The organism is Neomesorhizobium albiziae (assembly GCF_900114255.1).
Classification (GTDB): domain Bacteria; phylum Pseudomonadota; class Alphaproteobacteria; order Rhizobiales; family Rhizobiaceae; genus Neomesorhizobium; species Neomesorhizobium albiziae.
Genome location: NZ_FOSL01000009.1, coordinates 216,224 through 236,569, shown reverse-complemented (window position 1 = coordinate 236,569; position 20,346 = coordinate 216,224). Strand labels below are relative to the sequence as shown.

The 20,346-nt window shown below is 62.5% G+C and carries 18 protein-coding genes; 9 read left to right on the top strand and 9 right to left on the bottom strand.

Annotated elements, in window-relative coordinates; genetic code table 11:
- Positions 1–196: 196 nt before the first annotated feature.
- Positions 197–1,582: an aminotransferase class I/II-fold pyridoxal phosphate-dependent enzyme gene (locus F3H98_RS16540; protein ID WP_149761240.1), complete on the bottom strand. Its 1,386-nt coding sequence runs from the start codon at positions 1,580–1,582 to the stop codon at positions 197–199.
- A gap of 306 nt (positions 1,583–1,888) precedes the next feature.
- Here F3H98_RS16540 and F3H98_RS16535 point away from each other — a divergent pair, with 306 nt between their 5' ends.
- The gene (locus tag F3H98_RS16535) at positions 1,889–3,202 is read left to right on the top strand and encodes an NAD(P)H-dependent oxidoreductase (protein WP_149761239.1); all 1,314 of its coding nucleotides are present in this window, start codon (positions 1,889–1,891) and stop codon (positions 3,200–3,202) included.
- Between the two features lie 7 nt (positions 3,203–3,209).
- Here the strand turns inward: F3H98_RS16535 and proC are convergent, their stop codons facing one another.
- From proC to F3H98_RS16520, 3 genes are all read right to left on the bottom strand, one after another.
- Positions 3,210–4,022: a pyrroline-5-carboxylate reductase gene (gene proC, locus F3H98_RS16530; RefSeq protein WP_149761238.1), complete on the bottom strand. Its 813-nt coding sequence runs from the start codon at positions 4,020–4,022 to the stop codon at positions 3,210–3,212.
- A 70-nt stretch (positions 4,023–4,092) separates the two neighbouring features.
- Positions 4,093–5,406, bottom strand: a complete 1,314-nt coding sequence (locus F3H98_RS16525; RefSeq protein WP_149761237.1) for an O-antigen ligase family protein — start codon at positions 5,404–5,406, stop codon at positions 4,093–4,095.
- A complete protein-coding gene (locus tag F3H98_RS16520) occupies positions 5,375–6,373 on the bottom strand; it encodes a glycosyltransferase family 2 protein (protein ID WP_149761236.1) in 999 nt (332 codons plus the stop codon). The genes F3H98_RS16525 and F3H98_RS16520 overlap by 32 nt, the downstream gene beginning before the upstream one ends.
- Before the next feature lie 272 nt (positions 6,374–6,645).
- Here F3H98_RS16520 and F3H98_RS16515 point away from each other — a divergent pair, with 272 nt between their 5' ends.
- The 4 genes from F3H98_RS16515 to F3H98_RS16500 all read left to right on the top strand — a co-directional run bounded on the left by F3H98_RS16515 (position 6,646) and on the right by F3H98_RS16500 (position 10,053).
- Entirely contained in the window at positions 6,646–6,996 is a 351-nt protein-coding gene (locus F3H98_RS16515; RefSeq protein ID WP_149761235.1) for a hypothetical protein, read from the top strand.
- A gap of 176 nt (positions 6,997–7,172) precedes the next feature.
- Positions 7,173–8,351, top strand: a complete 1,179-nt coding sequence (locus F3H98_RS16510) for a glycosyltransferase (RefSeq protein ID WP_149761234.1) — start codon at positions 7,173–7,175, stop codon at positions 8,349–8,351.
- Entirely contained in the window at positions 8,348–9,127 is a 780-nt protein-coding gene (locus F3H98_RS16505) for a WecB/TagA/CpsF family glycosyltransferase (RefSeq protein WP_149761233.1), read from the top strand. Before F3H98_RS16510 ends, F3H98_RS16505 begins: the two co-directional genes overlap by 4 nt.
- Positions 9,124–10,053 (top strand): DUF6492 family protein, encoded by a 930-nt coding sequence (locus F3H98_RS16500; RefSeq protein ID WP_149761232.1) that lies wholly within the window; start codon positions 9,124–9,126, stop codon positions 10,051–10,053. The genes F3H98_RS16505 and F3H98_RS16500 overlap by 4 nt, the downstream gene beginning before the upstream one ends.
- Before the next feature lie 180 nt (positions 10,054–10,233).
- Here the strand turns inward: F3H98_RS16500 and F3H98_RS16495 are convergent, their stop codons facing one another.
- Positions 10,234–11,529: a lipopolysaccharide biosynthesis protein gene (locus F3H98_RS16495; protein ID WP_149761231.1), complete on the bottom strand. Its 1,296-nt coding sequence runs from the start codon at positions 11,527–11,529 to the stop codon at positions 10,234–10,236.
- A gap of 162 nt (positions 11,530–11,691) precedes the next feature.
- On the opposite strand from F3H98_RS16495, the gene F3H98_RS16490 reads away from it, so the two are divergent.
- From F3H98_RS16490 to F3H98_RS16480, 3 genes are all read left to right on the top strand, one after another.
- Positions 11,692–14,232 carry a GumC family protein gene (locus tag F3H98_RS16490; protein ID WP_149761230.1) on the top strand — a complete coding sequence of 847 codons (2,541 nt, stop codon included), beginning with the start codon at positions 11,692–11,694 and terminating at the stop codon, positions 14,230–14,232.
- Positions 14,233–14,347: 115 nt separating this feature from the next.
- The gene (folD, locus tag F3H98_RS16485; RefSeq protein WP_149761229.1) at positions 14,348–15,247 is read left to right on the top strand and encodes a bifunctional methylenetetrahydrofolate dehydrogenase/methenyltetrahydrofolate cyclohydrolase FolD; all 900 of its coding nucleotides are present in this window, start codon (positions 14,348–14,350) and stop codon (positions 15,245–15,247) included.
- A 69-nt stretch (positions 15,248–15,316) separates the two neighbouring features.
- Positions 15,317–16,279 (top strand): GlxA family transcriptional regulator, encoded by a 963-nt coding sequence (locus tag F3H98_RS16480; RefSeq protein ID WP_149761228.1) that lies wholly within the window; start codon positions 15,317–15,319, stop codon positions 16,277–16,279.
- On the opposite strand, the gene F3H98_RS16475 is transcribed toward F3H98_RS16480, so the two are convergent.
- A complete protein-coding gene (locus tag F3H98_RS16475) occupies positions 16,276–17,562 on the bottom strand; it encodes an NAD(P)/FAD-dependent oxidoreductase (protein ID WP_149761227.1) in 1,287 nt (428 codons plus the stop codon). The genes F3H98_RS16480 and F3H98_RS16475 overlap by 4 nt on opposite strands.
- A gap of 125 nt (positions 17,563–17,687) precedes the next feature.
- Positions 17,688–18,983 carry a glutamine synthetase family protein gene (locus tag F3H98_RS16470; protein ID WP_244621747.1) on the bottom strand — a complete coding sequence of 432 codons (1,296 nt, stop codon included), beginning with the start codon at positions 18,981–18,983 and terminating at the stop codon, positions 17,688–17,690.
- Between F3H98_RS16470 and F3H98_RS31780 the strand changes: the two genes are divergently transcribed.
- Entirely contained in the window at positions 18,877–19,167 is a 291-nt protein-coding gene (locus F3H98_RS31780; RefSeq protein WP_244621748.1) for a hypothetical protein, read from the top strand. The genes F3H98_RS16470 and F3H98_RS31780 overlap by 107 nt on opposite strands.
- A 226-nt stretch (positions 19,168–19,393) precedes the next feature.
- Here the strand turns inward: F3H98_RS31780 and F3H98_RS16465 are convergent, their stop codons facing one another.
- Both F3H98_RS16465 and F3H98_RS16460 read right to left on the bottom strand, forming a co-directional pair.
- Positions 19,394–19,801: a response regulator gene (locus F3H98_RS16465; protein WP_149761226.1), complete on the bottom strand. Its 408-nt coding sequence runs from the start codon at positions 19,799–19,801 to the stop codon at positions 19,394–19,396.
- A 289-nt stretch (positions 19,802–20,090) separates the two neighbouring features.
- The gene (locus F3H98_RS16460; RefSeq protein ID WP_149761225.1) at positions 20,091–20,327 is read right to left on the bottom strand and encodes an SMc00767 family acetate metabolism repressor; all 237 of its coding nucleotides are present in this window, start codon (positions 20,325–20,327) and stop codon (positions 20,091–20,093) included.
- Positions 20,328–20,346 lie beyond the last annotated feature (19 nt).

Here is a 20,346-nt window from a genome sequence, read left to right as displayed (position 1 = left end):
AACCCGATTCGAGAAGACAGCCCGAAACTACCTCGCCGTCGTTACCATCGCCGCTACCGTCCTATGGACCAGATAACTGTCCACACGACCTAGAGCATTTTGCAGCCAAATGGAATCATTTGGCGTCCGCATAAATGCGGCAAAACAAATAGTTAGAGCGAGTCACCGGTTCTGAAGAACCGGAACCGCTCTAGGTTCAGGCGGCGTTCGACGCCGCATTCCAGCGAACCGCGCCTCGCTTGAGCGAGGAGCCATCGGCCTCGCGATAGGAGCGGAATTCCAGATCCGCCGACTGCATGGCTTGTCGCATCAGCCGGACAAGCGCGTCGACGTCACCGCGGGTATGATCGGCCATGACCTGGACGCGGAACCGCGCGCCGCCTTGCGGCACCGCTGGATATTCCACCAGGTTCGCGATGGCGCCGAGCGAGGCGAGTTCCCTGGCCGCAATGCGCGCCAGCCCTTCGGCGCCGACACGAACCGGCACGATGGCCGACGGGTGGCCGAGTGCTTCGAGGTCCACCTTGGCCATTTCGCTGCGCATATAAAGGATGTTGTCCATCAGGCTCAGCCGCCGCCGCTTGCCTTCGTCCGACGCGACGATCTCGAAGGCGGCAAGCACCGTTGCCGCCTGGGCCGGCGACAGGGCATTGGAAAAGGTCTGAGTGGCGCTGAAGTATTTCATGTATTCCGCCACCGCCCGCGTCTTCACGGCGATGAAGCCACCGTTCGAAGCGAAGGTTTTGGAAAAACTGCCGATGATCACATCGACCTTGTCGATCATCTTTTGCAGACCGATATGGCCGAGCCCGTCGTCGCCGATGCAGCCGAAATCATGGGCACAATCGACAAGCAGCCTGGCGTCGTATTCGTCGCAGATTGCCCGCATGGCGGCGATGTCGGGCGTGTCCGAATGCATCGAGAAGAGGCTTTCGGTGCACACCAGGATGGCGTTCACGGCGTCTGCCGAACGGATGCGTTGCAGCCGGCGCGTCAACCCTTCGAGATTCAGGTGCCCATGGAAATGGATGTTCTGGGTCGCGGCGCGGGCGCCTTCCTGCAGGCAGGAATGGGCAAGCACGTCGAGAACGACATGATCGTGCGAGCGCACCAGGCCTTGCACCGCCGCGAAACCCGCCGACCAGCCCGTCGGATAAAGCACGACCTCGGGACCGCCCATGAAGTCGGAGATGGTCTTTTCGAGTTGCAGCGAGAGCCGCGTGTTGCCGAGCAGCGCGCCGGAGCCTGCGCTGTGGACGCCGTACTCGCCGATAGCGTCGATGGCCGCCTGCTTTATCGCGGGGTGCGAGGACAGGCTGAGATAATCCTGCGACGCGAAGTTGACGCCCGAAATCTCCTCGCCGCTGTCTGTTTTGGCGGCGCAATGGGTCTTGGGCGCGGTCTCCGTCGATTTTGCGTAGGGCCACAGGCCGTGCTGGCGGCGCAGATCCTGCCAGTGGTAGAAGCCGTCGACACGGCCAAGCAGATCGGTGCCGACTGGCAGCCGATAGTCTCTGACGCTTCCCGTGAGGGCCTCTTCCGGAGCGGTCTTTTCGCCAGAATTTCCGCGTTTTTCGTCCATGATCATTGCCGTCCCTGTCACCATCGACGGCCGTGTTCCGGCCCTTTGGCGCGGGACCGTACGTCGATCGGGTTGAAAATCGGATTAATCCGATCGTTCCACTTTGAACGACGCCGAGCATATTCACACATTGTCTCGGGGACTGGAAGGGCGGAAGGCCTTTTCCGAAAGCCGGCTGAAGAGCGCAAGCAGTGGTGGCGGAAATGCGCTAGAATCGACAATGGCCGGAAGCTTTCGCCGTTTGATTTGACAAACCGCTGCGGTTTTCTGTTATTCCGGCGCCGAACGCCAGCATCGGATAATTACATGACCAATGTCGCCCTCACCGGGCTTGCCCGCGATCTTGCAAGGCGCGCCGACGAAGGCCGCCCGGTGCGCATCGGTGTCATCGGTTCGGGCGAAATGGGCACCGACCTGGTCACCCAGGGCATGCTGATGAAGGGCATCGAGGTCTGCGCGGTCTCGACCCGCCGCCCTCACACTGCCCGCGACGCAATCAGGATCGCCTATGGCGACGAGGCCATGGCGCGCGAGGCCGATACCGCCTCGCGGGTCACCGCGGCCATCGAATTGGGAAAGATCGCCATTACCTCGAACGAATTGCTGGTCACCAACCCGCTGATCGATGTCGTCATCGACGCCACCGGCAAGCCCGGCGTGGCCGCCGATTTCGACCTGATGGCAATGGAGCACGGCAAGCATCTCGTCATGATGAATGTCGAGGCAGATGTCACCATCGGCGCCTTCCTGAAGCAGGAGGCCGACCGCCTGGGTGTTGTCTATTCGGTCGGCGCCGGCGACGAGCCCTCGAGCTGCATGGAACTGATCGAGTTCGCCACCGCGCTCGGCTACACCATCGTGTCGGCCGGCAAGGGCAAGAACAATCCGCTCAACCATGACGCGGTGCCGGACGACTATCGCGAGGAAGCGATCCGCCGCAACATGAACCCGCGCATGCTGGTCGAGTTCGTCGACGGCTCCAAGACCATGGTCGAGATGTGCGCCATCGCCAACGCCACCGGCCTGGTGCCCGACGTGCCCGGCATGCACGGCCCGAAAACCGACCGCGACGACATGGTGAAAGTGCTGATTCCACGCGAGGACGGCGGCATCCTGCACAACAAGGGCGTTGTCGACTACACGATCGGCAAGGGCGTGGCGCCGGGCGTCTTCGTCATCGTCGAGGCGACGCATCCCCGCATCATCGAACGCATGGACGACCTGCACATCGGCGAGGGGCCGTATTACAGCTTCTTCCGTCCTTACCACCTGACATCGCTGGAAGTGCCGCTGACCGCAGCCCGCATCGCGCTCTACGGCAGGCCGGACATGGTGCCGCTGCCGAACCCCGTCGCGGAAGTCTGCGCGGTCGCCAAACGCGACCTCGCGGCCGGCGAGACTTTCGATGCGATAGGCGAGACCTGCTACCGCTCATGGACGATGACGGTGACTGAGGCGCGGGCCAGCAATGCCGTGCCGGTCGGCCTTCTTGAAGCCGGCAAGGTGCTGAAACCCGTGAAAAAGGGCGAATTGCTGACCACCGCCAACGCCGCGCCCGACACCGGCACCAATCTGTTCCGCTTGCGCAAGCTGCAGGACGCGATGCTTCACCTCGGTTGACCGGCTTCTACTTTCCGAGTTCGATCGATCGCAGCCTTGCGGCTTCCACTGCTTCAACGACGAGATTCTTGAGCCGGTCGTCGCCCATCAGCACCGCAAGCGCTGCAGCCGTGGTGCCGTTGGGGCTGGTGACCTGCTGGCGCAGCATGCCGGGCTCCTGCCGGCTTTCGGCGGCGAGGCTTGCCGCTCCGTGGACAGTCTGCATGGCGAGCAGCCTGGCGGTGTCCAAAGGCAGCCCGGCCTTTTCGCCGGCCGCGGTCAGCGCCTCGATGAAATGGAACACATAGGCCGGCCCCGAACCGGAAACCGCGGTGACCGCATCCATCAGGGCTTCGTCGTCGACAGCGGCGACCTCTCCGCTGGCCGACAGCAAGCCGCCGACGAAGTCGCGCGCCGCCTCCGTCACCAGCCGGTTCGCCACCGTCACCATCATGCCCTTGCCGATCGCGGCAGGCGTGTTGGGCATGCAGCGGATCACCGGCACGGCGCCGAGAATCTCTTCGAACGTGGCGATCGGCGTGCCGGCGGCAATGCTGAGAAACGTCGTTCTGCCGTCGGCGAATGCCTTGTAGCCGGCGACCACCTCGCGCATCACTTGCGGCTTCACTGCAAACATCACCAGTGTCGGCGACAGGCCGGAGGGCAGGGCGGCACTCTCCGCCACCGCGTGGCTGCCAAGATCGGCCGCGCGCTGGCGCAGCGCCTCGTTGGGTTCCACCACCCAGGCATCGCCGGGGGCCAGACGCCCCGATTTCAGCCAGCCCGAAAGCATGGCGTACCCCATATTGCCGCAACCGGCCAAGATCACTGTCGATGTCATGTCCGAAAATCTCCCGACGGCTGACATAACCCGTCGGACGGCCGCGAGGAAGACGCTGCCGGACTATGGCTCAACCCGGCGCTGCCCGCACCGGGAATCGCGCGATCAATCTCAGGCCGAATGCCGCCATGACGAAAAATAGCCAAACCGGATCGGCGCGGCGGAAGAAGAAGGATTCCAGGAACGCGTTGAACAGGGTGAACAGCAATATCATCATGAAGAAGTCGGCGAGGTAGACGTTTTCCTTGAGCAATGGCGCGCGCATGTAGTCGATCAGCGGTACGATCAGGAAGGCGACGATCGCTACGCAGAGCGCCGGCAACCCCATGGCGATGGCGAGGTCGAGGTAACCTTCGTGCCCGTGCACGATACCGGTGATATCCCAGCTCTGGTCGAACGACTTGTCGGTGCTGGTGACGAATGGCGTTCCCCAGAAGCTTTCATATCCATAGCCTGTCCATGGCTGGCGCATGATCATGTCGCCCATGAACTTCCATAGGTCGGTCCGGCCGGTATAGGTGAGGTCCGGCGCCAGCCGGTTGGCAAGTTCGGTGAGTGGCGCGATGAAGACGATGCCCACGGTCGCAAGCGCCGTCGCGACGAACGCAACGACGAAAAGGATCGGGGTGAGCAGCCGCATGCCGATCATGCCGGGAAGCACCACCAGGCCAATCGCCACCGGCACCAGCCCCGCGGTGGTCTTCGAGCCTGTGTTGGCCATGAAAAGGAACGCCGTGACAAACAGCAGCGCTCCGGCGCGCTTCCAGCCACGGCGCCAGAGATAAAGCCCGCCGAAGCTGAAGCAGGCCATCACCGGGCCGGCGATGTTCTTGTGCTGGAAGACGCCGCGCCAGAACCCGGCATGTTCCGGCTCGACCGAGTCCGCCGTGTGCTTGGCGATGTCGGGAAAGATCACCAGTCCGGCATAGCTGAGGAACACTACCGCAAAGCCGGCAGCGGCGAGCGCTGTTGAAAACGCGTCGGCATCGCGCGGCAAGGCGAGCACCGTCATCATCGCCAGAATGCCGATCACCGTGAACGAGGCGGCGCGCATCGCCGCCGACGGGTCGGTGGCGTTGAACACCGAAAGCACCAGGAAACCCAGCAGCGCCAGCCACCACGGGCTGAACAACGCCGCCAGCACGCGGCGGTCCACGAACGACAGCAGCGAAAACAGGCAGAGGGCGCCCAGCGAGCCGAAACCGAGCTGGTTGACGATGTCGCCGCCTTCTGTGACCTGGTCGCCGTTCAGTTGGAACGGTTTGAACGAGATGATGACGACGGCCAGGACGAGCGTCGCGATGGCGGTGGTGACGCGCCGCGTGGTGAAGCCGGCAAGAAGCCGCCGGGCCTCAGTTCTTCTCAGGCTGCCGGTATTGCTCATTGGCATATCCGAATTCCGCCATGACGCGGCCGAGCGCCACGTAGACCGGGTAAAGGCCGACCGAAACCGACCCGGTCTGCGCAAGCTTCAGCGCGCCGCGAAAAGGCGAGGCGGCCAGCAGCGCCAGGCTTTTTGCAAGCACTTTCACACCGGCAAGGCTGGTGCCGGCGCGCTTCTTCTTCTCGACCAGGGTGGAGATCACCCCGTTGCGCAGCGACCGCGCGCGAATCCAGTCGGCCTCGACGCGCCGCGCCGGGACGGTTTCGCGCACCACGGCTTCGGCGCACCAGGCCAGTCGGAAGCCCGCCTGGCTCGAGCGGCTGAGGAAATCGGAATCGCCGCCCCCCATGAAATTGAACCTCAGGTCGAGAAAGGGTGGCCCCATGTGGATGAGCACGTTGTGGCCGACCAGCAGATTGCCCGACGAATAAAGCGCATCCACCAGTCCCGTCCGCGTGTATGGCGGTGCGAAGACCGGATGGGTTGCCCATTTCGAATGCGCGGCTTGCGCGAAGACAGGCACTTGCGGCCCGCCGACGATGTCGGCGCCCAGCGTCTCGCTGGCGCTGCACATTCGCTCCAGCCAGTCTGGGTCGGCCAGTTCGTCGTCGTCGATGACCAGAAGGTGCTCGAAATTCGGGAAATTCAGCAGCGCCGTCTGCCAGCCGGCATTGTAGGCGCTGCAATTGCCGCGCTCATGCGCGACGATCAGCAGGCCGTCGATCGCGCCGCGCTCAAAAAGCGGTTGCGCGGCGGCGGCGCCTTCGCGGGCTTCCGCTTCGTTTTCCATGACGATCACCGCGAAACGTCGCCCGGTTCGTTGCGCCTGCAGCGAGGCCAGCGTTTCCAGCAGTTGCACCGGCCGGCGGAACGTCGGCACCGTGACCACGGCGCGAATAGTCTCCTGCTCGAGGCCGGGCGAGCGGGCGAGAATCGATATGGAACCACTGGATGGGTTTGAATTCATGCCCCGGCCGAAATCTGGGTGGTCAATTCCAGATGAACTCTTTTTTCGTTTAATGTCTCGTTAAAAGTTATGTTTGCGGGCGTATGATGCCAGCAGCAAATCCGATCGCCGGGCGCTTCACGAAGGCAGGCAGGCGTATCAATCGAGAAATGCCTTTCAATAAAATGGTAGTTTTTCAGTTTGAATTTTCCGATTTTTTGTAAGGCCGGCAACCTGTAGACTGCTTAGGTGTGAGCACACCATGATTATTGTCCAAGTAATAGGGGCCTGCCATGGAAATCGATGATGTTGTAGAGCTCTCTCGCCTCACCGCTATTGTGTTGGGAATGTGCATCGGGACAGTTGCCCTAATCGCCGTTGTCGGACTGGTCAGGGCTCCGGAGTCAACAATCGAGTTGATGCTGTTAGCAGCTCAGTCCGGTCTCGTCATTCGCATGACAACGGCAATCGTCATAGTCATCGCAATCTTTGGGCTCAGGATAATTGATAAGATCTCTCCCGATGCCGCAATCGCCACCATAAGTGGGATTGCAGGCTATATTTTGGGTAGTCAGCAAGCTCCGAAACCTGCCTCGGCAACATCAGACGCGTCGAAATCATCCGATGCGTCACAATCGAGCTGAACTTCAAAACTGAGATACCTTTAATAAAATCCTCCCATTGACGATAACAATCCATTAAGCACTTTCCCAGATCGGCGGACGATACCGGCGCGATGCCACTTTCGGTTGCGTTACTCGGACCGCGCTTAATCAACATTTCACCGCCCTTTGCTACCGGAACTGCACGGGACAGGTTCATGCATCTGGTTTTCGCCACCTCCATCGTGCCGCATGCGGCACCGGCAACCGGCTACGAGATTGCCAACGCGGCGATCATCGACGCGCTGCGCCGGGCCGGTGTGCGCGTGACGGTGCTGGGTTACGCTTGGCCTGGCAAGGAGCCTTCCGATCCGGAAAACACGGTCGTGCTCGGCGCCGTCGATGTTCGCACCGAGAACGCCTCGTTGCCGCAGAAGATCGAATGGCTGGGCAAGGCCATGGCCGCGGGCCTCACCTTCTCATCCATCAAACTGCGCGCCGCCACCCCGGATAACGTGAAAGCGGCCCTTCGCGCCATCGGCCCGTATGACGGCTATGTCATCAATGCCGTTCAGTTAGCCGGCGCCTTTGAAGGGCTTTTTGCGGACAAGCCTTCGATCTTCGTCGCGCACAATGTCGAGTTCCGCTCGGCCGAGGAAAATGCCGAATCCGCCACCGGCTTGCTGCAGAAATTCCTCTACCGGCGCGAGGCTAGGCTGTTGAAAGGCATCGAGGCGCGGCTCTGCGCCAATGCCAGCTTCGTCTGGACGCTTGCCGACGAGGATCGCCAGGCTCTTGGCGTTGAAGGAAATCTGCGCTCGGCAGCACTCCCGCTGGTCACCCGGCTGGCGCCGCCGCCGGCGCCATCGCGGCGAGAGATCGTCTGTGATGCGGCCCTTGTCGGCACCTGGACCTGGCAGCCCAACCGTATAGGCCTCGACTGGTTTCTGGAATCCGTCGTGCCGCTTCTGCCAGGCGATTTCCGCATCCATATCGCGGGCCATTTGCCTGCCGGCCTTTCGTCGCGCCATCCCGGTGTCAGTTTCGTCGGCCGCGTGCCGGATGCCACCGAATTCGTGCGCGGCGCCGCCGTCATTCCGCTGATCAGCCGTGCCGGCACTGGCGTCCAGCTGAAATCCATCGAGACCTTCGAACTCGGCCTGCCGGCGGTGGCCACCACGCGCTCGCTGCGCGGCATCGACCGCATACCTGAAAACTGCGTCGTCGCCGACGAGGCCGAGGAGTTTGCCGAAGCCTTGCTTCGGTTGGCCAAGCATGGCGCCGCTAGCGATGTCGACGGCCGCGACTTCTATCGCCGCCAGCGCGACGCTCTCGATGCGCAGGTTCGTCTCGGCCTGGTCAAGATCGGTGCGGCCAGCCGACAAGCGGCGGCATGAACATGCAGTCGTCGCGGCCACCTTTCGACCCGCCCGAGCTGAGGGAAATACTCGGCGTCGCGGTGGCCAGCGTCACCGCCGAACAGGCGTCGCGGCTGTTCCTGCGGCTGATCGCCGAAAGGCGCTTTACCAAGGTGAGCTTCCTCAACGCGCACAATGCGAACGTCGCCGCGAACGATCCCGCGTTCGAGCGCGTGCTTTCCGATTTCCTGATCCTGCCGGATGGTGTCGGCGTCGACGTGGCTGCCAGGGTCCTGTATGGCGAGCCGTTTCCCGCCAATCTCAACGGGACCGATTTCATTCCGGGATTTCTGCGTGCGGCTGCGATCCCGCTGAAAGTCGGTCTGCTCGGCGCAACCCGGAAGAATGCCGACCAGGCAGCCGCCAGGCTCCTGGAAATTGCACCTCAGCACCGGATCGAGGTCATCCACGACGGCTTCTTCACCGAGAGCCAGGAGCCGGAAATTCTCGACCGCCTCGTCAAGTTCCGCCCCGATATCCTGCTTGTCGCCATGGGCGTTCCGCGACAGGAATTCTGGATCGCAGGCAATCTCGACAGGGAGCATTGCACCTTGCCGGTCGCGGTGGGCGCGCTGTTCGATTTCCTGTCCGGCGCGGTTCCGCGCGCGCCCGGTGTCATGCGCCGTCTGCGCATGGAATGGCTGTTTCGAATGATAATCGAGCCTGGCCGTCTGTGGCGCCGCTATATCGTCGGCAATCCGCTTTTCCTGTTGCGCGTCTTTCGCCAGAAGCTTCTGCCGGGCGACGGCGGATGAACAGGCGCTTCGTCCCCGGCAGCGAACCGGCTACCCGGTCGTTGCGCAATGCCACCGTTCCGTCCGCCGCGGTCGTGACGGCCAGCTATGCGCCGGATTTCGAACGCTGCCGGCTGCTTTGCGAAACCATGGATCAATTCGTCACCGGCTCGTCCCATCATTACCTGCTGGTCGAAAGCCGTGACGTTTCGCTGTTCAGGCAGCTGGAAACCAAGTCCCGTACAGTCGTCGACGAACGCGACCTGCTGCCATCCTGGCTGCATGCCTGGTGGGATCCGGTCAGCCTGTTCCGTCGCCGCATCTGGCTCAGCCTGAGGACGCAGCCATTGCGCGGCTGGCATGTGCAGCAGCTGCGCCGCATGGCGATAGCAGCCCATGTCGGCGAGGATCTGCTGGTCTATTGCGATTCCGACGTGGCCTTCCTGAGGCCTTTCGATTGCGGCGTCTTCTGGCATGACGGCGCAGCGCGCCTGTTCCGCCGCGACAACGCGCTCGCCAGGCCGGTTGAGGGCGATCACCTCACCTGGTCGCGCAATGCAGGTCTCGCACTTGGAATCGCAGAGCCCGAAATCTCCCGGCATGACTATATCGCCACCTTGATCGGCTGGCGCCGCGATACGCTGGTCGGCATGTGCCGGCGGATCGAGGATGTGCACGGCCGCCACTGGGTGGAGACGATCGGCCGGGCGCGCAAATTCTCCGAATGCATGCTCTACGGCCGGTATGCCGACGAGGTACTGGGCGGTGACGGGCATTTCCACGACGACCACGAATTCTGCCGGGTCTACTGGAGCGGTCCGGCTCTGAGCGACGACGAGTTCCGCGATTTCGTTGCCGGCATGGCGCCAGAACAGGTGGCGATCGGCATGCAGTCCTTCATCGGCACCGATCTCTCGCGAATTCGCCGCCTGATTTCGCGGAACTGACCGGGATTCTCAAGCAAGACCGCGCATTTTCGAGGCATGCCTGATGGCAGTGGACACCTTTTCGCTGCTGCAGCCGTTCAGGTGCAAGCTAACTCTATGGAATTCCAGCGTTAAAACGCGCTCGTTTCACATTCGCGCGCAAATGTTGTCTACCTGCGCCTTCGCCAGACTCCGCGAAAATCAGAAGGTTTTCGCAGGCCAGCGCAGCATGGTGTAGGTCAGCATCGCCGACGCCAGGTAGAGCGCCGCAAAGACCAGGTTGAGCGACAGCACCATGCCTGCCGTATCGGTCAGCCGCGTCAGCGCCCACCACAGAAGCATGCCCTTGAAGCCGGCGAGCAGCGCCAGATTGAAGGCGCGGATCAGCGTCTGTCCGCGCGCGAAAAGCAGCTCCGCGTGGTACTCCACGAGGTTGCGGAAGGCCGGCACCAGCAGCGCGAGGCCGACCAGCGGCGCGGCTTCCGAGACGTTGCCGCCGAGCGCCCGCGGGAAGAAGTAAAGCAGAACCGCAAGGGCTCCGAGCGCCAGCGTCGAGATAGCGAAGACACCGCTCTCGATGCCGGCGCGTATGCCAAACCGCGCCAGCATTTCCGGCGTGCGCATCATCTTCTGCACCAGCATCATGGTGAAGGTGCGGATCGGGATGGCGGTCAGGTCGACCAGTCGCATGACGATGGCGTAGATGCCGGCCAGATGCGGTCCACCGATCGAAAGCACGAGCAGTTTGTCGAACTCCATCTGAAGGTAGAAAAGCACTTCGGCGCCAGCCACATAGATGGAATCCGCAAGCCGCCGCCAATAGAGTTCCGGCCGGAAGCGCAGCCGCTGGCGCGGGTAGAAGAAGCCGAAGGCGATGGCGAACGAGAGGCCGTTCGCTGCGATATAGAAGCTCGACCAGGCTGCGAGGTCGTGTTTCGGCCAGAAAATGAACGCCAGCGCTGCAGCAGCCCTCAACACAGTGCCCATGATCACCAGGATCGCGGCGCGGCCGAATTTGCCCATGCCGTTGTTGACGATGACGACAACTTCGACAGGCCGCCACAACAACGCTTCGGCGAACACCACAGTGGCAAAGATCCAGATACCCAGGTCTCCGGCAAAGAACAGCGCGAAAACAAGCCATCCGGCCAGCGCCAGCACGGGTAGCGACAACAGCCCGAGAAGGAGGAACCCCCCGGTGAAGACGCCGATCAGATTGGGCCGGACGGTTGCGACGCGGTAAAGCGCGGAGATGAAGCCGAAGGAAAGGATGCGCGACAGCATGACGCCAGCGGCGGAAGCCGTCGCGAACAGGCCGAAATCGGCGATCGAAAGCGTGTTGGCCAGTGCGATGAAATAGACGAGCGAAAACACGAGCCGTCCGGCCGAGCCGCTGATCGCGGTGAAGTAGTCGCGAAGCACGCTGCGCCTGCTGGCCAGGAAGTCTCGAATCCTGCCCATTTTCGGGCTTTGCGTGGTTTCACCTGTCTCGCTCATTGCTCTGCCAGAACGTACCGGGTAATGCTTAACGCGCCGTTCCGGCCCAACCGTTTTCGGGTCCGCGACCAAGCGAAATTAACGTTTTGTTTTCCATGGCTGTTTAGCGTGGCTTAACGATTGAAGCTTGCGAAATCCCGTGGGCCCGGGCAACCACAGATCATGTTTGACGCAGAAGACAACGGCCGGAAAAGGCGAGAGCGTTCCCTGCTCTCGCTCGGCCGTGCGCAGCCGAAAGAAGCTGCCGATCCCGGTGTGGGATCATCTTCTGCGGATAAGCCGGGCGACGACCTCGACCCGGCGACGCGCCACCGTCTGGCGCGGTCGCGGCGCGAGGCGACACCGAGCCCGCTGCTTTCCGCCTGGTCGCGCAGCCCTGCCCAGCCGGAAAACCGGCCGGCTGCGGACAGGGGCCGGCATGCCGGCGACCCGGCAGCCAAGGTGCGATGGAGTATTTCCGACCTTCTGCCCGGCCGTCTTTCGCGGGGTCCCGCGGCACCTGAACTGGAAGGCGCACGCAGCCAATGGTCGGGCTTCGATCGTGCGACTGTCGAGGCAACCAGAAACATGCGCCGCAGCGAGGAACGTGGCGTGTCGCCTCCCGCAGCGGTGCTGCCTGAACCGGAAGCGCCACGACCTTCGCCCGGATATGAGCAGCCCCGCACGGCGGACGATCCCGACCTCTACTGGCGCCCGCTGATAGACCCGATGCGGGTGGTGATGGGCGTCGTCAATTCCAAGGGGATCATTCTTGCCACCACGGTCATCGGCGCCCTTTTGGGTGTGGCGATCGCGGTTTCCACGCCGAAACAATATGAAAGCGTCGCCGAACTTCTGATCGATCCGCGCGATCTGAAGATCGTCGACCGCGACCTTACCCAGTCCGGCCTGCCATCTGATGCAACGATGGCGATCGTCGAGAACCAGGTGCGTGTGCTGACCTCGGGCACCGTTCTGAACAAGGTCGTGGACAAGCTCAATTTTACGGCCGACCCGGAATTCAACGGCGAGGGTGCTGGCGCTATCAGCAGCCCGATCGCCATTCTGCGCTCGCTGCTTTCCCGCGACAGTGGCAGCGCGGGCGACAACCGGCGCGCACTGGCCGTCAGCAATCTTGCCGAAAGCCTGACCGTGGAGCGGGGCGGCAAGACTTTTGTGGTCGTCATCTCCGCCAGGTCGCGCAACCCGGAGAAGTCGGCACTCATCGCCAACACGCTGACCGACGTGTTTCTGCAAACCTACGGCGAAATCCAATCGGACACTGCGGGCAGGGCTGCCGACGAGCTGACTTCGCGCCTCGCGCAGCTTCGCGCCGACGTAGAAGCGGCCGAGCGCAAGGTGGAGGCCTACAAGACCGAGAACGACCTCGTCGACGCGCAGGGTCGGTTGATCAGCGACGACGAGATGGTCAAGCTCAACGAGCAGCTCTCAATAGCGCGTGCCCGCACCCTTGAGCTGAATGCGAAGTCGGCCTCGACACGGGAACTCGACGTCAACGCGGTCGTCGCCGGAACGCTGCCCGAAGAGATCACCTCAAACGTGATGACCGAATTGCGTTCGCAATATGCCAGCCTCAGGCAGGAAGGCGATCGCCTGGCCGTCAAGCTTGGCCCCCGGCATCCGCAACGGCTTGCCGCCGAGGCGCAACTCGCCGGCGCGCGCGAGCAGATCCAGGCCGAATTGCGCCGCATCATCTCGGCGAACCAGGTGGAATTGAAGCGCGCCGTGCAACTGGAGCAGCAGCTTGCCTCGCGGCTGGCGCAAGTCAAGGTACGGCAGGGCGGCGTCAGTGAAGATATGGTCGCCCTGCGCGAACTGGAGCGCGAGGCTGCCGCAAAGCGCGCGGTCTACGAATCCTTCCTGCTCAGAGCGCGCGAGACCGGCGAACAACGCGATCTGAACACCGCCAATATGAGCGTGATTTCAAAAGCCTATCCGCCGCTCCAGGCTGTCGGGCCTTCGCGCTCGATGATCTCCATCGCCGGAATGATGCTCGGCCTGCTGGCAGGCATCGGTATCGGCGCGGCGCGCGGCGCGCTCGAGAGCCTGCGCGACGATGCCAATCCTTCCGGCCCACGCCGGCCTCGCCCGGCTGGCGGTTCGGATGACCCGGGCGGCAGCGGCCACCGCAGTCCATCGCGCGGTGCTTCCGACCCGTCGCCACGCCGTCCCGAGAGAAGCTCCCAGACGCGGCGTGACGGATGGACGGCGCAGTTCGAAGCAGAGACGCGGCAAGCAGAAGCCCGATTGCAGGCTGCCGATGCTCCCTACGCCAACCATAATGCTCCGGTTTACCAGCCGCAGCCGATAGCGCCCGTCTATCAACAGCCCGTCCACGCGCCGACCCAACAGGTTTACGTGCCGCAGCCAGTGTACCCCCAAGCTCAACATCCCGTTCACCAGCCGTGGCTGCCGGTGCCTGCGCCATCTCCGTATGGATATGCGCCGGCAATGCTCCAGCCCGCCCCTATGTTGATGCAGCCGGCGCCATACGCCGCCTACGTTTCGTCGCAACCGTATCCCGCCGGCATGCCCCAGCCGATGCCGTTCGCACAGCAGCATGCGGCTCCTGCTCCCGATTCCACCAGGGGAGCCAGAGCCGAGACCAAGGCGCCGATCGAGGAAGTCCGCGACAGCCTGCGCGAATTCCGCGCGACGGTGCTGGACATGGCGCAGAACCGGGCGCGCCGGCGTCATTCCTGACGGGATAAAAACACCTGCACTTTCGAGTCTACGGCACCGGACGGCGTATTGACGGGATTGTGGTGTTGATTTTTGGTGAAAATGCGCGCCAAACGAGCAACTCGCGGGAGGAATCATGGCTGAAATCATCGATGGGAAAGCGGTTGGCGAAGACGTTGTCGCCAGGGTCAAGAAGCTGACGGCAGAACTCGTCGCTTCCGGCAATACCGCGCCCGGCCTTGCGGTGGTCATTGTCGGCGAGGACCCGGCAAGCCAGGTCTACGTCGCATCGAAATCGAAGAAGGCCAAGGATTGCGGTTTCCATTCAGTTCAGCACACGCTCCCCGCTGAGACCAGTGAAAGCGAACTGGTCGACCTCATCGGCGCGCTGAACGCCGACCCTAAAATCAACGGCATCCTCGTGCAGTTGCCCTTGCCTGCGCATATCGATTCCGGCCGCATCATCCAGACCATCGCGCCGGAGAAGGACGTCGACGGCTTTCATTTCATCAATGTCGGCAAGCTCGGCACCGGCGAACTGGCCACTGCCTTCGTGCCGTGCACTCCGGCGGGCTCGATGCTGTTGATCGAACGTGTGCGCGGAAAAGACCTTTCCGGTCTCAACGCCGTCGTCGTCGGCCGCTCCAACATCGTCGGCAAGCCGATGGCCAACCTGCTGCTTGCCGCCAACTGCACGGTGACCATCGCCCACAGCCGCACGCGCGACCTGGCCGCCTTGTGCCGTTCAGCCGACATTCTGGTTGCCGCGGTCGGCCGGCCGGAGATGATCAAAGGCGACTGGGTGAAGCCCGGCGCCACGGTTATCGATGTCGGTATCAACCGTATTCCGGCTCCGGAAAAGGGCGATGGAAAATCGAGGCTGGTCGGCGACGTCGAGTTCTCGGCAGCCGAAAAGACAGCGGACGCCATTACGCCGGTGCCGGGCGGCGTCGGACCGATGACGATCGCCATGCTGATGGCCAACACGCTGGTTTCCGCCTCTCTAGCCGCGGGTCGGCCGCGGCCGGAATTCTGATGCGCCAAGCGTTTTGCCAGCCACCGCACCGCTTTGCGGTTACTTTTCCTTCCTGTAGAAGAACCGTCGATGTCTGATCCCGTGGAAGGCAACCGGCAGTTCGCATTCCTGCTGGTCGACAAGTTCTCCATGTTTTCCCTTGCGGCCGCGATCGACACGGTTCGATCGGCCAACCGTCTGCTTGGCCGCGATTTCTATGGCTGGACCACGGTGTCGGCCGATGGCGAGGCGGTGATGGCCTCGAACGGCCTGCCGCTGAAGATCGACTACAGCGTCGCTGACGTGCCGCCAGTCGACATCCTGTTCGTCTGCGTCGGCCTCACCACGGAATTCCCTGGCAAGAGCAAGGTGCTTGGCGCGTTGCGCAGTTGGGGCCGCCGCGGCGGCACGCTGGGGGCGCTGTCCGTCGGCTCCTACCTGCTGGCCGAGGCCGGCCAGCTCGAAGGCCACCGCTGCACGATCCATTGGGAAAACCGTGCCGGCTTCATGGAAAAATTTCCCGACATCGAATGCACCGGCAACGTCTTCGAGATCGACCGCAAGCGCTACACCTGCGCCGGCGGCACCACATCGATCGACCTGATGCTGGAAATAGTGCGCACCGATTTCGGCTCCAACCTTGCCAACGCCGTCGCCAACCAGTTCCAGCATGAGCGTATCCGCTCCGCCGGCGACCGCCAACGCGTCGGCCCCGAGCGCGACCTCACCGGCAAGTCGGAAAAGCTGCGCAAGATCGTCGAGCTGATGGCCGACAATCTCGACGAGCCGTTTTCGGCGGTGCAACTGGCGAAATCGGCCGGGCTTTCGGTACGCCAGGTCGAGCGCCTGTTCCTGCGCCATCTCAACGTCACGCCCGGACGCTACTATATGCGGCTGAGGCTCGAACGCGCCCGCGAACTGCTGCGCCAGACCAACATGCCGATCCTCGACGTGGCGATCGCCACCGGCTTCACGTCGCATTCCTATTTCGCGCAGAGCTACAGGCTGCAGTTCGGCCGGCCGCCAAGCGAAGAGCGCAGGACGACGTATTAAATCCGGTCGCGTAGCGCGTACCAGTTGAGCGCCAGGAACAGGAGCGGCGTGCGGAAACGGCGGCCACCGGGGAATGGCGGGATCTTCAGGTCTTCGAAGAGTTTCAGGCGGTCGCGGTTGCCAGCAACCGTCTCCGCGTAGAGCTTGCCGACATAATTGGAGAGCATCACGCCATGGCCGGAATAACCACCGGCCGAAATGACATTGGGCATCACTTCGCGCACGAACGGCTTGCGCGGCATGGTGATGCCGACATAGCCGCCCCAGCCGTGGGTGATCTCGACATCTTTCAGCGCGGGATAAAGCTCGGCGATCTGCTTGCGGATATGAATGTGGATGTCCTTGGGATCGTTGACCCCATAGACCTCGCGGCCGCCGAACAGCAGGCGCCCGTCCTTCGACTTGCGGAAATAGCGCACCACGAAACGTGAATCGTCCACCGACTCGCCGCCGGGGATCACCTTGGAGTCGGCGCCCAGCGGCACGGTGGCGCCGATGAACGAGCCGATCGGCATCACATGCGCCGCACTCACCGGTTCGAGATTGCCGCCATAGGCATTGACGGCGATCAGGCATTTCTGCGCGGTAATGACGCCCTTCGGCGTGGTGATGAGCACCTTGCCGCCCTCTGATGAGATGCCTGTGGATTGCGTATGCTCGAAAAGTTTCGCGCCGGCGGCCGCAGCAGTCCGCGCCGTGCCGACCACCAGTTTCAGTGGGTGGATATGGCCGGTGCCGGTGTCGCGCGTGCCGCCGTAGTAATGCGTCGAGCCAAGGCGCTCGGCGGTCTCGGCGGCGTCCATGTAGGTGACGTGCGGATACCCGAAACGGCTCGCCATGATTTCGGCATGCGCCCTGTAGTCGTCGAGATAGCGCTTCTTGTGCGCCACCGACATCTGGCCGGGCATGAAGTCGATATCGATGCGGTTGACCTCGGCGAATTCGAGCAGGTGATGCTTGGCCTCTTCGGCGACATCGAACAGCGCCTTGGCGCGCGAGAAGCCGAGTTCGGTTTCGAGCTCTTCCGCCCAAGCGCGCTGCCCGGTGCCGAGCTGGCCGCCATTGCGCCCCGAAGCGCCATCGCCGAAGCGGTGCGCCTCGATGAGCGCGACATTGGTGCCGGCGTTGGCCAGATGCGCCGCCGCAGACAAACCTGTGAAGCCGCCGCCGATAATGGCGACATCGGCGCTGACATCGCCATCGAGTGCGGGATATTCCGGCCGTTCGCCCACGGTCGCCTCATACCAGGAATAGCCGGGGGAGATGGGGGATTGGTAGGGCATGACTCAGTGAATGGTGAATGGTGAATGGTGAATGGTGGCCAAAACGCCGAACCTCTTGCGAACCTCAAAAACGCACGTCATTTCGACCATTCACCATTCACCATTCACCATTCACCATTCACCATTCACACGTTCAGCAGCAGATATTCCCGCTCCCAGGGGCTGATGACCTCCATGAAGGTCTCGAACTCTGCGCGCTTGATCGCCGCGTAGGTGGAAACGAAGGAAGTGCCGAGCATTTCCTTCAGAACCTCGTCGCCCTCGAACAGGTCAACAGCCTCGAGCAGGCCGCGCGGCAGGTCGATCTCGTCCTCGTTGACCGTGGTGCCGACCGGTGCGTCGGGCTTTGCCTTGTGGATCATGCCGGCCAGCCCGCAAGCGAGCGAGGCCGCAAGCGCCAGATAGGGATTGGCGTCGGAAGATGGGATGCGGTTTTCGACGCGCCGGCCGCTTGGATCGGAGCGTGGCACACGGAATGCCGTGGTGCGGTTATCGTAACCCCACTTGGTGTTGACCGGGGCCGACGCCGCCTGGGTAAGCCGGCGATAGGAGTTCACATAGGGCGCGAACATCACCAGCGCGTTGGGCACATGCTTCTGCATGCCGCCGATGAAGTTGAAGAACGCTTCGGTCTCGCTGCCGTCTTCATTGGAAAAGACATTGCGGCCGGTCTTGCGGTCGATCACCGACTGGTGGATGTGCATGGCCGAACCCGGCTGGCCCTGGATGGGTTTGGCCATGAAGGTCGCGTAGGTTTCGTGCTTCAGCGCCGCTTCGCGGATGGTGCGTTTGAACAGGAACACCTGGTCGGCAAGTTCCACCGGGTTGCCATGGCGAAGGTTGATCTCCAACTGGCCCGCACCTTCTTCATGGATCAGCGTGTCGATCTCCAGGCCTTGCGCCTCGGAGAAATGGTAGATGTCGTCGATCAACTCGTCGAATTCGTTGACGCCGGCGATGGAATAGCCGGCGCCACCGCCGATCGGCCGGCCGGAGCGCCCGACGGGGGGAACCAGCGGATAATCCGGGTCGGGGTTCTTGCGGACCAGGTAGAATTCGATCTCTGGCGCCACGACCGGCCGCAGGCCGCGCTTCTCATAGGCAGTCACGACACGCCGCAAAACGTTGCGTGGCGTGAACTCGACATGGCGGCCGTCCTGGTGGACGAGGTCGCAAATGACCTGTGCGGTCGGATCCTCCTCCCATGGCACCACCGAAAGCGTCGAGAGATCCGGCACCAGTTTCAGGTCGCCGTCGTCTTCAGGATAGGAAAACCCGTTGCCGTCTTCCGGATAGTCACCGGAAATAGTCATCATGAAAGGCGCGGACGGCAGCGCCAGCGATGTGTTCGAAGTGAACTTCTTCGACGGCATCATCTTGCCGCGGGCAACACCGGCCTGGTCCGGCGTGATGCATTCGATGTCCTCGATGCCGCGCCATTCCAGCCAGGCGCTGACCTCTTTCCAATTTTTGACACCGCGGAGATTTTTCACGAAGGCGGGGAGACGCGCGCGCCCAAGGCTCGCGGGTCGGGCTTCTTTTTTTCCGGCAGGCATCATTCACCAGGATTCATTGCAGATTGCCAAGTATAGCCATGCCGCTTGAAGGAAGGGAAGGGGCGCGCAACGAAACGGTTTTTAGGCGCAGCGTCCCGTCGGATTCGGGATGGGTTGCACCTTTCAAAGTGCGATCTGTTCCGAAATGTCTCGTCTTTTCCAGGGCCGGCTCTTGCTACTGCATCGGCCCGAAAATCGGAATCGATGGGAAAGCACGATGCATAGATTCAATGGTCTTAGAGCGTCTTTGCGCGTCCAAAAGGACGCGCGGCGCTCTATGCACGGGCGCGCGACATCAGACGGTCGATCACCGGTTGCAGCGATTCCGTTGTGATCGGCTTGGCGACCACCGCATCGACGCCGTGGTCGATAGCCAGCGCGGGGGCATCCGCCGCCGCCGTCGACAAGAGAATGATGATCGGCAGGTTTTTGGACGAGATGCGGCGGCGATCCCGCAGCGCGGCGAGAATATCTTCGCAGTCGCTGTTGGCGGCTCCGCCATCCACAATGACCAGCCCCGGCCGCAACAGGGTCAGCGACTTGAGCGCTTCTTCGGGCGTTTCGGACACCGGCTTGAGACCCGAGCGTTCGACGATCTTGGTTATGACGACACGATTGACTGGCGATTTTCCGACGACGAGGACTTGCGAGAGGTTTGCTTGCAGTTCATGGGAAGCGTGCATTGCGTGTTCTGAATCCTGACCGGGTGCGCACCGGCCCGAAGGCTCGATGGCAGCAACAACCGATCGCCTGAGTTTTCAATGTCCGGTTGTGGACCATGTCGGGATAATGTTGTGATTGGCAACGATGTCAAGCTTCGCACGCCGAATGAAAGATAAACTTTTGGCGATCTTGCCGAACTTTGGCCAATGCAGCGGACGCGGTTGATAAAACGCACCGAAAGTGAAAGTAAAAAAGCAGAACGCGCGCAAGCCGCGCGCGTTCTCAACCTCATTCAGATGATTGGCCGGATCAGCCGCCCTGGGTGACAATTACCGGAATCAGCAGGTCCCCCCAGTTGCCGTTGCCGCCATGGTGGCGCGCGGAGCGCACCAGTTCGACCGACACTCCCGCCTCGACGGCCTTCATCACCGACTGGTTCAAGCGATGCAGATCGTTGGCGACGATGCGGATGGCCGCCTGCTGGTCGGTGTTCATTGCCGAAGCCTGCTCCTCCGCCCGTTCCTTGACGCGTGTCCTCGGTGCCATTCTCGAATTCTCCCTGGCG